Annotated in this window: 15 protein-coding genes and 2 pseudogenes; 5 read left to right on the top strand and 12 right to left on the bottom strand. The window is 73.6% G+C overall.

The window, feature by feature from the left end; genetic code table 11:
- The coding region (locus ACFWTC_RS37275; RefSeq protein WP_383932479.1) for a proprotein convertase P-domain-containing protein at nucleotides 1-91 on the top strand (91 nt) is incomplete at its 5' end.
- A gap of 308 nt (nucleotides 92-399) precedes the next feature.
- Here the strand turns inward: ACFWTC_RS37275 and ACFWTC_RS37270 are convergent.
- The 9 genes and pseudogenes from ACFWTC_RS37270 to ACFWTC_RS37230 all read right to left on the bottom strand — a co-directional run.
- Complete coding sequence (locus ACFWTC_RS37270) at nucleotides 400-1,305, bottom strand: NAD(P)H-binding protein (protein ID WP_383932477.1); 906 nt, start codon at nucleotides 1,303-1,305, stop codon at nucleotides 400-402.
- A 123-nt stretch (nucleotides 1,306-1,428) separates the two neighbouring features.
- On the bottom strand, nucleotides 1,429-1,908 hold the full coding sequence (locus tag ACFWTC_RS37265) for a hypothetical protein (protein WP_383932475.1): 480 nt from the start codon (nucleotides 1,906-1,908) through the stop codon (nucleotides 1,429-1,431).
- A 124-nt stretch (nucleotides 1,909-2,032) separates the two neighbouring features.
- The gene (locus tag ACFWTC_RS37260) at nucleotides 2,033-2,554 is read right to left on the bottom strand and encodes a MarR family winged helix-turn-helix transcriptional regulator (protein ID WP_383932473.1); all 522 of its coding nucleotides are present in this window, start codon (nucleotides 2,552-2,554) and stop codon (nucleotides 2,033-2,035) included.
- 68 nt (nucleotides 2,555-2,622) lie between these two features.
- Nucleotides 2,623-4,551: a helix-turn-helix domain-containing protein gene (locus ACFWTC_RS37255; protein ID WP_383932471.1), complete on the bottom strand. Its 1,929-nt coding sequence runs from the start codon at nucleotides 4,549-4,551 to the stop codon at nucleotides 2,623-2,625.
- A gap of 62 nt (nucleotides 4,552-4,613) precedes the next feature.
- Entirely contained in the window at nucleotides 4,614-6,038 is a 1,425-nt protein-coding gene (locus ACFWTC_RS37250) for an MFS transporter (protein WP_383932469.1), read from the bottom strand.
- Nucleotides 6,039-6,164: 126 nt separating this feature from the next.
- Nucleotides 6,165-6,950 (bottom strand): 3-hydroxybutyrate dehydrogenase, encoded by a 786-nt coding sequence (locus tag ACFWTC_RS37245; protein WP_384030386.1) that lies wholly within the window; start codon nucleotides 6,948-6,950, stop codon nucleotides 6,165-6,167.
- Between the two features lie 83 nt (nucleotides 6,951-7,033).
- A complete protein-coding gene (locus ACFWTC_RS37240) occupies nucleotides 7,034-7,384 on the bottom strand; it encodes a UBP-type zinc finger domain-containing protein (RefSeq protein ID WP_383932465.1) in 351 nt (116 codons plus the stop codon).
- Nucleotides 7,381-8,343, bottom strand: a pseudogene (locus ACFWTC_RS37235) (sensor histidine kinase); the annotation flags it as partial. The gene ACFWTC_RS37240 and the pseudogene ACFWTC_RS37235, both read right to left, overlap by 4 nt.
- A pseudogene (locus tag ACFWTC_RS37230) lies at nucleotides 8,331-9,151 on the bottom strand (response regulator); the annotation flags it as partial. The pseudogenes ACFWTC_RS37235 and ACFWTC_RS37230, both read right to left, overlap by 13 nt.
- Before the next feature lie 236 nt (nucleotides 9,152-9,387).
- On the opposite strand from ACFWTC_RS37230, the gene ACFWTC_RS37225 reads away from it, so the two are divergent.
- The 4 genes from ACFWTC_RS37225 to ACFWTC_RS37210 all read left to right on the top strand — a co-directional run bounded on the left by ACFWTC_RS37225 (nucleotide 9,388) and on the right by ACFWTC_RS37210 (nucleotide 11,187).
- Nucleotides 9,388-9,786 carry a hypothetical protein gene (locus ACFWTC_RS37225; protein WP_383932463.1) on the top strand — a complete coding sequence of 133 codons (399 nt, stop codon included), beginning with the start codon at nucleotides 9,388-9,390 and terminating at the stop codon, nucleotides 9,784-9,786.
- A 113-nt stretch (nucleotides 9,787-9,899) separates the two neighbouring features.
- Nucleotides 9,900-10,778, top strand: a complete 879-nt coding sequence (locus tag ACFWTC_RS37220; protein ID WP_383932461.1) for a nitrilase-related carbon-nitrogen hydrolase — start codon at nucleotides 9,900-9,902, stop codon at nucleotides 10,776-10,778.
- Nucleotides 10,721-10,882, top strand: coding sequence for a hypothetical protein (locus ACFWTC_RS37215; RefSeq protein ID WP_383932459.1), 162 nt, complete (start codon nucleotides 10,721-10,723; stop codon nucleotides 10,880-10,882). Before ACFWTC_RS37220 ends, ACFWTC_RS37215 begins: the two co-directional genes overlap by 58 nt.
- A complete protein-coding gene (locus ACFWTC_RS37210; RefSeq protein ID WP_383932457.1) occupies nucleotides 10,879-11,187 on the top strand; it encodes a hypothetical protein in 309 nt (102 codons plus the stop codon). Before ACFWTC_RS37215 ends, ACFWTC_RS37210 begins: the two co-directional genes overlap by 4 nt.
- Here the strand turns inward: ACFWTC_RS37210 and ACFWTC_RS37205 are convergent.
- From ACFWTC_RS37205 to ACFWTC_RS37195, 3 genes are all read right to left on the bottom strand, one after another.
- Nucleotides 11,132-12,169: an agmatine/peptidylarginine deiminase gene (locus ACFWTC_RS37205; RefSeq protein WP_383932455.1), complete on the bottom strand. Its 1,038-nt coding sequence runs from the start codon at nucleotides 12,167-12,169 to the stop codon at nucleotides 11,132-11,134. The genes ACFWTC_RS37210 and ACFWTC_RS37205 overlap by 56 nt on opposite strands.
- Before the next feature lie 199 nt (nucleotides 12,170-12,368).
- Nucleotides 12,369-12,950, bottom strand: a complete 582-nt coding sequence (locus ACFWTC_RS37200) for a TetR/AcrR family transcriptional regulator (RefSeq protein WP_383932453.1) — start codon at nucleotides 12,948-12,950, stop codon at nucleotides 12,369-12,371.
- A 272-nt stretch (nucleotides 12,951-13,222) separates the two neighbouring features.
- Nucleotides 13,223-13,396 carry a hypothetical protein gene (locus ACFWTC_RS37195; RefSeq protein ID WP_384030388.1) on the bottom strand — a complete coding sequence of 58 codons (174 nt, stop codon included), beginning with the start codon at nucleotides 13,394-13,396 and terminating at the stop codon, nucleotides 13,223-13,225.
- Between the last annotated feature and the right edge of the window lie 382 nt (nucleotides 13,397-13,778).

Here is a 13,778-nt window from a genome sequence, read left to right as displayed (position 1 = left end):
CGAAACCGCCAACGGCACCTGGAAACTCCGCGTCAACGACAACGCCAACGGCGACACCGGCACCATCGACGCCTGGAACCTCACCTTCTAGACCCCGAAACCACCATCCGGTCCGAGCCCGTGCGGGAGCCCCAACTCCCGCCCACAGGGCAGCGGTGCGGACCACATGAGCGCGCGGGCCTGCCGGCACCTCCCGTACCGGCAGGCCCGCGTGTGTGTTCAGCCCGCGCCGTACGGCTCCGCCCCTCCTCGGCGGTGCGGGGAGCGGGGGTACAGGACTCGGCGGTCGAGATCCTCGACCCGTTCGTCCCCGTCCTCGACGGCGCCTCCTCGCGACCGGCGCCCGGCGCAGCCGCCCCGGTCCGGTCCGGCGACGGGCGCCCCGCGCGGCTCCCGCCGTCAGTTCGGTGCGCGGGTTTCCGCCGACAGCGGCCTACCGTCCCGGAAGAGGTCCAGGTGCTCGCGGAGGAAGGCTTCGAGGGTGCGCGGCGGCCGGCCGAGTATGCGGGACACGGTGCCGTCGGGCTCTTCCGGGTGGGTGGTGGCCATGCGCTGGATCTCCACCACGTGGGCGGCGAGCCAGTCGGGCATGCCGGCGGTGGAGGTGAGGTGGCGGTGCAGGTCCGCACCGCTCAGGTCGACGTACCGCACGTCGCGGCGCAGCAGGTTGCCGAGCAGGGCGGCGAGTTGGGGGTGGGAGTACGTCCGGTCGCCGGTGAGGGTGTAGGTGCGGCCGGCGAGTTCGGGCCGGGTCAGCGCGGCGGCCGCCACGTCGGCGATGTCGCGGCAGTCGATGTAGTTGCAGGCCGCGTCCCCCATCGCGCCGTGGAAGACGCCGCCCGCGGCCACCCCGGGCGCGAGCAGGAGCAGCTTCTGCAGGAACGCGTAGGGGCGCAGGACGGTACCCGTGACCCCCGAGCTGCGGAGGACCTCCTCGACGGCGTGGTGCCCGCGCGCGACGGCCACGGGAGAACCGGGGCCGGCGCCGGGCGCTGAGATCTTGACGATGTGCCCGATGCCGCTGTCGGCGGCCGCAGCGATCGCGTTGGTCTCCAGGGCGACCTGGGAGGGGCCGTTGGCCATGGTGAGGAACAGCCGGCTCGCGCCGGTGAAGGCGGCCCGCAGGGACGCGGGGTCGGCGGCGTCGGCGGCCAGGACCTCGGTCCGCGCGAGCACGGCGCTGCCGAGGCGACTCCGGAGCCGGTCGGGGTCACGGCTCAAAGCCCGGACGGGTACGTCGAGTTCGGCGAGTCGGTGCAGCAGTGCGCTTCCGGTGGCGCCGGTGGCGCCCATGACGACGATCATTCGGTGTCCTTCCGTTGCGGCCCGTGCGCGGGTCGCGCGGGGCCGGCAGAGGTGGCGGGCAGAGGTGGAGGTGGCGGGTGGAGTGGTGCGGCCGTGGGATGTGCGGCCGGAGGGCGGCCCCGGTCAGCGCGCGCCGTGCGTGGCTCCGCGCCAGCGCCAGGTGGTGATGGCGGCGGCGAGCGCGGCGGACAGCGGAAGGTCGAGCCGGAGGCGTTCGGGCCACGGCGAGCCGGACGGGAACGGGAACGGAGTCGGCAGCGGCCACGCCGCCAGGCCCTCGACGGCGAGGTGCGCGACCCCGGCCGCGACGGCGGCCGCCATCAGCCCCGCCCCCGCCGCCAGGACGGGCTTCGGCAGGGAGGCGGACCGGCGGGGCCGGATGCCCGTACGCCGGAGCCGGGCGCCGGTGAGGGCGGCGACGAGCGCCGAGGTGCCCGCGATGGAGGTGAGGGCGGCCACGGCCAGGTCGTGCCGCCCGGAGACCAGGCCCCCGGCACCCGCTGTCAGGGCGGGGGCGGCGTAGGCCACCAGCACCTCGCGCCAGAGGACGAAGCGCGGCGGCGGCCGCTCCCCGGCGATCGGAACGCTTCTTCGTGTACCCAAGACGACTTCTCCTTCAACTAATAATTAGGTGCCTAACTACATGGTCATGCGAAACGACGCACGGGGGCGGCGCGCGCGAGCTGCGCACGAGGAGGCGGGCGCGCCGGGCGCGCGCGGGCGCCGGCTACTGCCCGGTCAGCGCACCGATGCCCCGGGTCACGCGCGCGAGCAGGTCGAGGAAGACGGTCCGCTCCTCGACGCTGAGGTCGGCCACCATCGCCTGGAGGCGGCGGAAGTGGTCGGGGGCCAGGTCGCGCAGCCTTTGCGCGCCGCGGGCGGTCAGGACGACCACCGAGGCGCGCCCGTCCTGCGCGGACGGCCGGCGCAGGACCAGCCCGTCCTTCTCCAGGGAGTCGATGAGTCCGGTGACGGTCGCGCGGGACACGCCGAGGCTGGCGGCCAGGAGCGACGGCGACTTCTCGCCCTCGCTGTCCTCCAGGTCCGCGAGGAGCCGATAGCGCCCGGTGGACAGGCCGAACCGGGAGAAGTGGACCTCGCTCGCCTGGCCGAGCCGGGCTCCGGCGGCCATCAGCCGCACCGCGACCAGGACGGCCTGCGGGTCGGCGTCGAGGCCGTAGCGCCGGATCTGGCGCCGGGCCTGGTCCAGCGTCGGGCTCTCCTCGGGCAAGGATTCGCGTGCGTCCATGAAGATAATATGGCCCCTAACTATCCACCCCGTCAAGAGTATCGGCCCCCGCGTGGCCGCAGGTGCGCTCAGCCGCCCTCGCGGCCGCCGCCGACGCCCGCCGCCGAGACCCTGGCGATGCGCAGGGCGAGCTGGATCTCCAGCACCCGCTCCGGGGACTGCCAGTCGTGGCCGAGGAGTTGGCCGATGCGTTCCAGCCGCTGCACCACGGTGTTGATGTGCACGTGGAGGGCGTCCTTCGCCTTGGACTGGCTCATGCCCGCGGAGAAGTACGCCTGAAGGGTGCGCAGGAGATCGGTGCCGCGCTTCGCGTCGTACGCGATCACGGGACCGAGGGTCTGCTCCACGTAGCCGCCGAGGTCCGTGCGGTCGCCGAGCAGTACGCCGAGGAAGCCCAGTTCGGCCAGCGCGGCCCCGGTGCCCGCGTGGCCCAGGGCCCGGAGGGCCCCCAGGCAGCGGCGGGCCTCCGCGTGGGCGTCGGCGAAGCCCTCGGCGCCGCTGACCGGGCCCGCGGCGCCGACGGTGACCGGGGCGGCCACGGCCTGACCCAGCTCGTCCGCGAGCGTGCGGGCATCGGCGCTGGGGGCCTCGGACGGGGCGACCAGCACCACGTCGTCGTGGTGCAGTCCCGCCAGCCCCTTGCGGCTCTGCGCGGAACGGGCGGCCGCGGCCAGCAAACGCCCGCGGGGCGCCGTACCGGCGTGGAGCAGGAACACCGCGTGCGGACGGTCAAGGTTCACCCGGAGCCGGCGGGCCCGGGCGGCCAGGCTGGTGGGGTCCGCGGCCCGCGCGAGCAGGTCCCCGAGGAGTTCGCCGCGTACGCGGTCCTCGGCTTCGGCTACGGAGCGGCGCAGCAGCAGGAGCAGGGCGGTGACCACACTGGCACGCTCGAAGAGGCGGCGGTCCGCCTCCCCGAGGTCGGCGCGTCCGGTCAGGGCGATGCTGCCGAGGAGTTCGGGCCCCGCCAGGACCGCACACACCCAGGTGCCGTTCACCGGAACGGCCCGTCCCCCGGCCCGGGAGGCGGCGACGGCCCGCGCCGGCGGGGCCTGGGGGTCCGCACCCGCCCGGGCGAGTTCGGCCCCGTCCGCGTCGTGGATGAGCGTCCCGCCCTGGAGGACGGCGCCGATGGCCGTCGCGACCTCCGCGATGTCCCCTCCGCGCAGGACGAGGTCGGTCAGTCGGTCGTGGGCGTCCGCGGCCCGCCCCATGGCCTCGCTGTGCGCCTCGATGGTCCGCGAAGCCTCGTTGAGGTCGACCAGCGCGGTACGGGTCTCGTCCAGCAGCCGGGCGCTGTCGATGGCGATCGCGGCGTGGTCGGCCAGGGAGGAGAGCAGGGCGACCTCGTCCGGCGCGAAGGTACGGGCCGTGCGGTCCGCGGCGTACAGGACGCCGATCACCCGGGTGCCCAGGCGCAGTGGTACGCCGAGGATGGCCCGCAGCCCCTCCTCGGTGACGGCGGCGTCGATCGTCGCGGTGTGCTTGAAGCGCGGGTCCGTGCCGTAGTCGCCGGTGGTGTACGGGCGGGCCGACTCGGCGACCAGCCCGCCCAGGCCCTCGCCCATCCCCAGCCGCACCCGCTGGAACGCCGCCGAGATGCAGCCGTCGGTCACCCGCATGTACGTGTCGCCCGCCTCCTCGTCGTTGAGGGACAGGTACGTGACGTCCGTGCCGAGGAGCAGCTTGGCCCGGTGCGTGATCGCCCGCAGTACGGCGTCCAGGTCCCTCAGGGCCGCCAGGTCGCCGGCGGTGTCGAAGAGTGCGGCGAGCTCGACCTCGCGGCGCCGGTGCTGGGTGAGCGTACGCCGTACGCGCAGGGCCACCTGGGCGGCCTCGGCGATGTCGGCGGCCTCCGACGCGTCCGCCGCCGCGTCCCGGGCCGCCTCGGCCACCCGCGCGAACCGGTCGGGTGGCGCGCCCTGCTCCAGCAGGTCCAGGAGCTGCCGCAGGGCGGTGGGGGCCGGTCCGGCACCGGAGTTCGTCGCGGGGGTGGACATGGGCGCTCTCCGTGGCTCGGGAAGCCCGCCGCTGCCGGCGGGGCGCGGCGGGCGGCCGGAGCTCACCTGTCGGCGGGGATCGATTCGTGCGCGGGCCGGCGGCTGCCGGGGACCGCCGGGCCGGCCGGCTCGTGGTCCTGCGCCAGGCTACGCCCGCGCGTCTCCCTGGCCACCAGGACGGTCAGCGTGGTGACGAGCGTCGCGACCGCGAGGTAGACCGAGATCGGCAGGGACGAGCCGTAGCCGTCGAGCAGGGCGACGGCGACGATCGGGGCGAGCGCGCCGCCGATGATGGAGGCCAGTTGGGATCCCATCGAGGCACCGGAGTAGCGGACCCTGGTGTCGAACATCTCGGAGATGAAGGCGGCCTGCGGTCCGTACATGGCGCCGTGGAGGACGAGCCCGATGGTGACGGCCGCTGCGATCACCGGGAAGGACTTGGTGTCCAGCATCGTGAAGAACACGAACGCCCAGCCGGTCATGCCGATCGAACCGATCAGGGTGACCGGGCGGCGGCCGATGCGGTCGGACAGCGCGCCCCAGGCCGGGATGGTGACGAAGTGGACGGCGGAACCGATGAGGGCGGCGTTCAGCCCCTGGCTCTTGGACAGCCCGAGGTGGGTGGTGACGTAGACGAGCAGGAACGCGGTGAGGATGTAGTACGAGATGTTCTCGCCGAGGCGGGTCCCGATCGCGGTGAGGACGGACCGCCAGTGCGACCGGAACACCTCCGTGATCGGCAGCGTCTCCTTGACGCCCGCGGCGGCCGCCTCCTCGGCGGCCTTCGCCCGGGCCTCCAGGAAGAGCGGGGACTCGGAGACCGACACCCGGATCCACAGGCCGATCACGACCAGGACGCCGGAGAGCAGGAACGGGATGCGCCAGCCCCAGGCGAGGAACGCCTCCTCGGACTGGACGGCGGCCAGCAGGGCGAGCACGCCGGTGGCCAGCAGGTTGCCGCCGGGGGCGCCGGCCTGGGGCCAGGAGGCCCAGAAGCCGCGGTTCTTGTCGTCCCCGTGCTCGGAGACCAAGAGGACCGCGCCGCCCCACTCGCCGCCGAGTGCGAAACCCTGGACCAGGCGCAGCAGGGTCAGCAGGATCGGTGCGCCGACGCCGATGCTCGCGTGGGTGGGCAGCAGGCCCATGGCGAAGGTGGCCCCGCCCATGAGGAGCAGGCTGAGGACGAGCAGCTTCTTCCGGCCGATCTTGTCACCGTAGTGACCGAAGACCAGTCCGCCCAGGGGGCGGGCCGCGAAGCCGATGGCGTACGTCAGGAAGGCGAGCAGGGTTCCGACCAGCGGCTCGCTGCTGGGGAAGAACAGCTTGTTGAAGACGAGCGCGGCGGCGGAGCCGTAGAGGAAGAAGTCGTACCACTCGATGGTGGTGCCGATCAGGCTGGCGCTGATGACGCGGCCGATGCCGCCTCGGGAGGGCGGAGTCGGCTGGGATGGCGGGGTCGGCGGGGATGGCGGGGTCGGCTGGGCCATGGCGGGGGCAACCACCTTTCGGCTGGGAGCGGTCGGGAGGGCGGGGCATGCGGGGAAGGCAGGGGCATGCGGGGAGGGCAAGGACTGCGGGGAGGGCGGGGCAGGGCAGGGCCGCGCGCGGAGGCCTCAGGCGGCGGTCCAGCCGCCGTCCACGGGGAGCGACGCGCCGGTGACGTACCCGGTGTGCGGCCCGCAGAGCCATACGGCCACGGCGGCGACCTCCTCCGGCTCGATCAGCCGTTTGACCGCGGAGCGGCCGAGCAGGACCTCGCCGACCACCCGCTCGGCGTCGATGCCGTGCGCCGCGGCCTGCGCCGCGATCTGCTCCTCCACGAGGGGTGTGAGCACGTAGCCCGGGCTGATGCAGTTGCTCGTCACCCCGTGCGGCGCGCCTTCGAGTGCCGCGACCTTGCTGAGCCCTTCGAGGGCGTGCTTCGCGGTCACGTATCCGGCCTTGAACGCACTGGCCCGCAGGCCGTGCACGCTGGAGATGTTGACGATCCGGCCCCAGCCCCGCGCGCTCATGTGCGGCAGGGTCCTCCGCATCAGCAGGAACGGCGCCCGGACCATCACCTTCTGCATCAGTTCGAAGCGGTCCGGGGGGAACTCGGCCAGCGGCGCGACGTGTTGGAGCCCCGCGTTGTTGACCAGGATGTCGACCTCGGCGGGGAGTTCCTCCAGGAGGTCGCTCCGGGCGAGGTCGACGGCGTGCGCCCGGCCGCCGACCTCCGCGGCGGTGGCCGCAGCCGCCCGGGCGTCGATGTCCACCACGTGGACGAGGGCCCCGGCGGCGGCGAGCGCTGCGGCGCAGGCCCGCCCGATCCCGCTGCCGGCGCCGGTCACCATGGCGGTGCGGCCCGCCAGGGCGGCCGCCGGTGTCCCCCCGGACGGGAGGGTGATTGCGCTTGTCATGGCGGGAAGCATGCGTGACGCGCACGCGCCGCTCCCATGTGTACGACCACCACAGTCGGGCCCGGCCCTGTGGTGGAGGGCGCCTACTGCAGCAGCTTCTTCCAGTCCTGCGGGACCCGGTCGGCGGGTCCGGGCGCCGGCTGGTCGGCGGGGTGCGCTGCCGGTGGCGCCAGCTCGGGGCCGGACTCGTACAGCTCGTTGCTGCCGTAGTCCCAGAACCACGGCTCGCCCGGTTCGAAGCTCTGCACGAGCGGGTGGCCGGTGGACTTCCAGTGGGCGGTGGCGTGCCGGCCGGGCGAGGAGTCGCAGCAGCCGATGTGGCCGCACTGGGCGCAGCGCCGCAGGTGGAACCACCAGCCGCCCGCGGCGTCGCAGTCGGCGCAGCCGGTTCCGGTGGGCCGGGCGCTCGGGTCGATTCCGTCGGTGACGGTCATGCGGGCTCCTCCTCGGTAATGGTTCGGGGCCGGGCCACGGGTTCGGTCCCGGCAGCGGCCTCGGTCCCGGCAGTGGCCCCGATCCCGGCAGCGGCCCCGGTCCGTTCCGGGTCGGTCAGCGGCAGCAGCACCTGGAACCGGGTGTCTCCCGGCGCGGACTCGACCTGGAGGCTGCCGTGGTGCTTGTCGGCGACGATCCGCCAGGAGATGTCCAGGCCGAGTCCGGTGCCCTCGCCGACCGGTTTGGTGGTGAAGAAGGGATCGAAGATGCGGCTGCGGATGTCCGCCGGGACGCCGGGCCCGGTGTCCCGGAACTCCACCAGCAGCCGGTCGCCCTGCCGGGCCGTGCGGACGGTCAGCGTGCCGTCGAGGCCGGTGCTGCGAAGAGCGAAGACGGCGTTGTCGATGAGGTTCGTCCACACCTGGTTGAGCTCCGCCGGGTAGGCGGGCACGTCCGGGAGGGTGTGGTCGTACTCCTTGACCACCCGGACCCGGGGGCCGATCTTGCCGGCCAGCATCAGCAGGGTGCTGTCGAGGAGTTCGTGGACGTCGACGACCCGGTGGGGAGCGCGGTCGAGCTGCGAGTACTGCTTGGCGGCGTCCACGAGGTGGGAGATGCGGGTGGTGGAGTCGTCGATCTCGTCCATCAACAGCTCGGTCTCGACCGTGTAGTTGAGCCAGCCGACCGCCCCCGGCAGCATGTCCTCGGCCACGGTCGCGGCGACCTGCTCCAGCCAGTCGGTGTCCAGTCCGGCCTGTACGAAGGTCGGCGCGATCCGCCAGCCCTCCGCGATGCCGTGGTCGTCGAGCCAGTCGGCGAGCTCGTCCTCCCGGTCGGAGGCCTCCAGCGGGCTCAACACCGGCGCCTTGGCCACGCGTTCGGCGGTGCGGTCCTGGATCTCGATGAGGTCGGCGAGCGCCTCGCGCGAGTAGGAGCCCTGGGCGATGACGGCCATCCGGCCTGCCCGCCGGTCGCCGACCGCTCGACCAGGACGGTGCGCAGCCCCTCGGAGGCCCCGTACACGGCCGCGCCGAGGCCGGCCGGACCGCCGCCGATCACGACGAGGTCGTAGAAGTCGGCGGCGGGGGTCGTGGCGAGCCCCACGTGGGCGGCCAGATCGTGCGCCTCCGGCTCGACCAGCACGGTGCCCTCCGGGGTGATCACTAGGGGCAGCCGCTGTACGTCGGCCCCGGCCGCCTCCAGCAGCCGCCGCCCTTCGGGCTCGTCGGAGGAGTACCACCGGTAGGGCACCTGGTTGCGGGCGAGGAACTCCCGTACGTTCGAGGAGCGCGCCGACCAGCGGTGCCCGACGACCTTGGTGGCGGGCACCGGCCGGTAGCCGCTGGAGCGCCAGGCGGCCAGGAGGTCGTCCACGACAGGGTAGAGCTTCTCCTCCGGCGGGTCCCAGGGCTTGAGCAGGTAGTGGTCGAGGTCGACGACGTTGATCGCGTCGATCGCCGCGTTGGTGTCGGCGTACGCGGTCAGCAGCACGCGCCGGGCGCCCGGGTACACGCTCAGGGCCTGTTCGAGGAACTCGATGCCGTCCATCTGCGGCATCCGGTAGTCCGCGAGGATCACGGCCACCAGTCGCCCCGCAGCTTCAGCTCGCGCAGCGCCTCCAGGGCGGACTCCCCGGACTCGGCGCGCACGATCCGGTACGCGGCTCCGTAGCGGCGGCGCAGGTCGCGGGCGACGGCACGGGAGACGCCCGGGTCGTCGTCCACGGTCAGGATGACGGTCCGGGCTGCGTCGGCGACCTGTGCCATACGTCTCCCACCCCGAGAGGCCTGTACTGCGGCGCGGCGGGCCGCCCGCGCCGGTTTCCGCCCATCGTATGTTCGATCGTCCGGGTTCGCCCCGGGACGAGCCGCCCCGTGCGCTACGAGCACAGCCCGGGTCACTCACGGCCAAGCCGCCGGGCGCCGCTACCGGTTTCGCGGCACCGGCGGTGGGCCGGGGGTGTCGTCGTACGCTGGGGGCAGGATCGGACCGGGAGGCTGCCGTGGCGGCCCATCAGCGCTTTCACCTGGACCAGGACGGGCACTCGATCACCGTCCTGTGCGACCTGCCGCGCCACCACGTCGAGGTCCTCGTCGACGGGAAGGTCGTGTCCTCGATCCGCACCGGCCGCGACGCGGTCACCCTCGTGCGGGGCGAGATCACCACCGAGCCGCCGCAGCCGTTCACGGTCCGCCTGGAGCACCCCGACGACCCGGGCGGGATACCCCTCTGCGTGCTGGAGACAGAGCACATGCGCTACCTCATGCCGACCGTTCCGCTGACCCGGCAGGAGGAGTGGCCCGCCGAGCCCACTCCGTCGGCCCGCACGCCCGGGGAGCTCCTCGCGCGGTGGCGCGCCCGGTACCGGAACCGCCGGCGCGGCGGGCGCGGGCCGCGCTGAGGGAGGGCGGCCGTCGCTTGGAATGGTCCGTTGAGATCGTCCCTTGACGGGCGCCGCCGTTTCGCGAATTCTGCTGAAATTTCAGTCAGGAAACTCGGAAGGCGGCTCGCCCCGTGACCTCGTACGAACTCCTCACCTCCTACGGCTCCCCCCTCGGCTCAGCCGCCCGTACGGAGCCCGCCGAGCGCGACCCCCTGCGCGTCGGCCTCGTCCAGACGCGCTGGTACGCCGACGAGGACGAGCACGACGCCCGGCTGCGCGAGGGCGTGGTCCTGGCCGCCGCACAGGGGGCCACGGTGGTGTGCCTGCCCGAGCTGACCCGCAGCCCCTACTTCTGCAACACCGACTACCCGATGGCCGACGGCGCCGCCCGCTACCTGGAGGAGGTCGAGGGCGGGCCGACCGCCCTCCTGGCCGCCGGGCTCGCCACCGACCTCGGCATCACCGTCCACGCCTCCCTCTACGAGCGCGCAGGGGACGGCGGCCTCGGGTACAACACCGCCATCTGCGTGGACCCCGACGGCGCGCTCGTCGCCCGGACCCGCAAGAACCACATCCCCGCCTTCCCCGGTTACCGCGAGGATCTCTGCTTCCGCCCCGGCGACAGCGGCTTCCCGGTCGTCGCCCTCGAAGGCGCCCGCTTCGGCTTCCCCACCTGCTGGGACGAGTGGTTCCCCGAACTCGCCCGCGCCTACGCCCTGCACGGCGCCGAGGTCCTCGTCCACCCCACCGCGATCGGATCCGAGGTGGACCTGCCGGACTTCGACACGCGGCCCCTGCGAGAGCACACCATCAGCGCCAACGGCCTGGCCAACGCGCTCTTCATGATCTTGCCCAACCGGGTGGGCACCGAGGACCGCTCCACCTTCTACGGTTCTTCATCGCTGACCCCTACGGCCGGGTCATGCTGCGCGCCCCGCGCGAGCGCCCCGCCGTGCTCGTCGCCGACCTCGACCTCGACCAGCGCCGCGACTGGCTGGAGTTCGGCCTGATGCGGACCCGCCGCCCCGAGCTCTACGGCCGGCTCACGGAGCGCCTCGACTCCCGGATCGGCCAGGGGCTCGGCTCACCCGCCTCGCTAGGGTTCGTCGGGTGAGCGACATCCATGAGCTGACGGCCGCCGTCGACCTGCGGGACGAGATCTCCGCGACGGAGGTGGCCGAACTGCGCTGGCACCTGGGGATCGGGCCCCGGCCGGAGCGCCTGTCCATCATCACGGAGTTCCCGGTCGTGGTGGTGGACGACTCGGGGGTCCCGGTGGTCGAGGACGATCCCCGGCCCCTGCTGGCCGGGAACGGCGCGGCGGCGCGGGTGGGCGGTCCGCTGGGAACGGTCGGCGTCCTGGTCAGCCGGCGGTGGCCGTGGGGGTCGCGGTGCGCGCGGCGGGGATCTGCTGCGTGATGCAGTGCACGCCTCCGCCGCCGAACGCGATGGCGAGCGCCCGTACGCCGACGACCTTGCGGCCGGGGTAGGCGGTGGCGATCACGGCGAGGGCGTCCTCGTCCTGGGCCAGCCCGGCCACCGGGACGACCACGCCGCCGATGGCGACGTAGTAGTTCAGGTACGACACCTCGATCTCGCCGTCGGCGACTTCGCCGAAGGCCGTCTGCGGTACGTCGATGATCTCCAGCCGGCGGCCGCGGGCGTCGGTGGCGGCCTCGATCACCGCGCGGTTGGCGCGCATCCGGGCGTAGTCGGGGTGATTGGGGTTGTCGGGCAGGGAGACGACGACCGTGCCCGGCGCGGCGAAGGCGCAGACGCCGTCGACGTGGCCGTCGGTCTCAGTGTCGAGCAGGCCGCCGTACGGCAGCCAGATGACCTTGGTGACTCCGAGCCGGGCCTTCAGCTCGGCCTCGATTTCGTCGCGGCTCATGCCGGGGTTGCGGTTGGGGTGCAGCAGACACTGCTCCGTGGTGATCAGCGTGCCCTCGCCGTCGACGGTGATCGCGCCGCCCTCGAGGATCATGTCGGAGGCGATCCGTTCCACCCCGAGGTGTTCCAGCAGCAGGGCGCTGACCCGGTCGTCGGCGTCGTACGGGCTGTGCTTGCCGCCCCAGGCGTTGAAGCGGAAGTCCGCGCCGGCCCGGTTCCCGTTACCGTCGAGGACGAACAGCGGGGCGCTGTCACGGAACCAGGAGTCGTCCATCGGCACCTCGATCACGGTGATGCAGGCGCCGTCCCCGCAGTGGGCGCGGGCGTCCTCGCCGTGGCCGGGCGGGGCGACCATCGTCACGGGCTCGAAGGCGGCGAGGGCGCGGGCCACGTCGGCGTACTCCTCCTTCACCTCGGCGAGCACGCTTCCCCACAGTTCCTCGCGCGTGGGCCAGGCGATGAGGCAGCCCTCGTGCGCGGTCCACTCGGCGGGCATACGGTAATCAGCCATGGGATGTCTCATTTCCTTCGGCGCAGCCTTCACCCGACTGAAAAATCAGTCAATGGGTGGGGCAGCGATAGGTGCCCGTCACAGGGGAACACGGAGGGCAGGCGCACGGCGCCACCGCTGACACGTAGACAGTGCAGACACCGCTGTTACGGCGACCGCGTCGGCCCCGCTCCGCAGGGGCGACGGCGGTCCGGGTGCTTCAGTTCTGGCGGAGGCCGGCCAGTTCGGCGTCGATGGCGCCGCGCATGAGCTCGCGCGCGTGCCCGATCTTGGTTCCGCCGCTGAGCCAGCGCATGCTGAGCCCCTCCAGGAGCGCGGTGAGCCGCTCGGCAGCGGCGGCGAGCGAGGACGCCGACGCCATCGGCTGGACCTGGCCCAGCAGCGCGGCGACCTCCTGGACCCACACCAGGGTGGCCCTGGCGAGATCCTCGCGCAGCACCTCGTCGAAGACGGCGCTCGCCCGCAGTTCGCCCCAGGCCGAGCTGTTCTCCCGGACCTCCGGGGTGTCCTGGAGCTCCAGCAGCAGCGTCTCCTCCAGCTCCTCGCGGGGAGTGAGCGGCGGATCGTCCGGGTCGCGCTCGGTGGTGTAGCGCTCGGCGCGGTCGTTGATGAACTCGAGCGTCTGACGCAGGACCCCCGTGCGGTCCTTGAAGTGGTAGTAGATCAAGGCCGTGGAGACACCCGCCTCGGCCGCGAGTTCCTCCACGCGCAGCCCGCGGACCCCGCGCCGGGCGATGACCCGGGCGGCCGCTTCGAGGATCTGAGTGCTGCGAGACGCCATGCCCCGCACCTTACCGGGGCCCGCCCGCGCGAATGTACGCGGCCCGTCACCGGGCGTACGGTCCGGGCGGGCGTCCGAGCCGGGGGCGGGCGTGCGGTCCGGAACCGGTGCACGGTCGGGAACCGGGAGCGGGCGCCGACCGCATGAAAATTCAGTCAAGGCACGGGGGCGGGAAGTCTTGGTACGGGCGGCCGCCCCGGGGTGGTTTCGCCCGGAAGCTGCCGAGCCCCGAGCCGGGCGGGGCCCGCGGGCCGGGCGCGGGCCGGGGCGCCTCAGTTGCGGCGGAACTGGTCGGCGGTGATCGTGACGGAGCCGTCAGCGGCGGCCTCGACCAGCCGGACGATCGCGACCTCGCTCCGGTCCGGACTGCGCACGCAGAACGGCCGCGCCTTCGCGAGCGCGGCGAAGGGCAGGGTGGCGGCGGGCCGCGTCTCGATGCCGCGCACGCAGTCGTCCGCCGTCCGCTCCGCGGCGTCGGCGACGGCGACGAAGACGTCCGACTCCTCGGACGGGAGGAAGGCCTGAAGGCCTGACCGTCGCGCGCCAGGTACCAGGTGGCCGTTTCCTCGGGCACCACCCGACCCGTCTTGAGGTCGAACTCGTAGCCGGAGTCGGGGGCGGTGAGTTCGGCCTGCGCATGGCCGGGCCGGTACGCGGAGGCCGCGGACGGAGCCGGCATGACACCGGGGCCCTCATGAGGAGCCGCCCCCTCCCCCTCGGGCACGTCGAGTAGTACACGGCTCCGGCGCAGGCCAGCAGGGTGACGGCCGCCGCCGCGGCCGCCGCCGCGGCCGCCGCCGGCAGGCGCCGCCGCCCGCGCCTCGGCTC

Source organism: Streptomyces sp. NPDC058619, from assembly GCF_042717785.1.
Lineage (GTDB): Bacteria > Actinomycetota > Actinomycetes > Streptomycetales > Streptomycetaceae > Streptomyces.
This window is presented reverse-complemented; position numbering and strand designations above follow the sequence as displayed.

Coding starts and splice junctions, on each gene's coding strand:
- ACFWTC_RS37270 (WP_383932477.1), bottom strand. CDS start 1,305: ATGATCGTCGTCATGGGCGCCACCGGCGCCACCGGAAGCGCACTGCTG.
- ACFWTC_RS37260 (WP_383932473.1), bottom strand. CDS start 2,554: ATGGACGCACGCGAATCCTTGCCCGAGGAGAGCCCGACGCTGGACCAG.
- ACFWTC_RS37255 (WP_383932471.1), bottom strand. CDS start 4,551: ATGTCCACCCCCGCGACGAACTCCGGTGCCGGACCGGCCCCCACCGCC.
- ACFWTC_RS37250 (WP_383932469.1), bottom strand. CDS start 6,038: ATGGCCCAGCCGACCCCGCCATCCCCGCCGACCCCGCCATCCCAGCCG.
- ACFWTC_RS37245 (WP_384030386.1), bottom strand. CDS start 6,950: ATGACAAGCGCAATCACCCTCCCGTCCGGGGGGACACCGGCGGCCGCC.
- ACFWTC_RS37240 (WP_383932465.1), bottom strand. CDS start 7,384: ATGACCGTCACCGACGGAATCGACCCGAGCGCCCGGCCCACCGGAACC.
- ACFWTC_RS37205 (WP_383932455.1), bottom strand. CDS start 12,169: ATGGCTGATTACCGTATGCCCGCCGAGTGGACCGCGCACGAGGGCTGC.
- ACFWTC_RS37200 (WP_383932453.1), bottom strand. CDS start 12,950: ATGGCGTCTCGCAGCACTCAGATCCTCGAAGCGGCCGCCCGGGTCATC.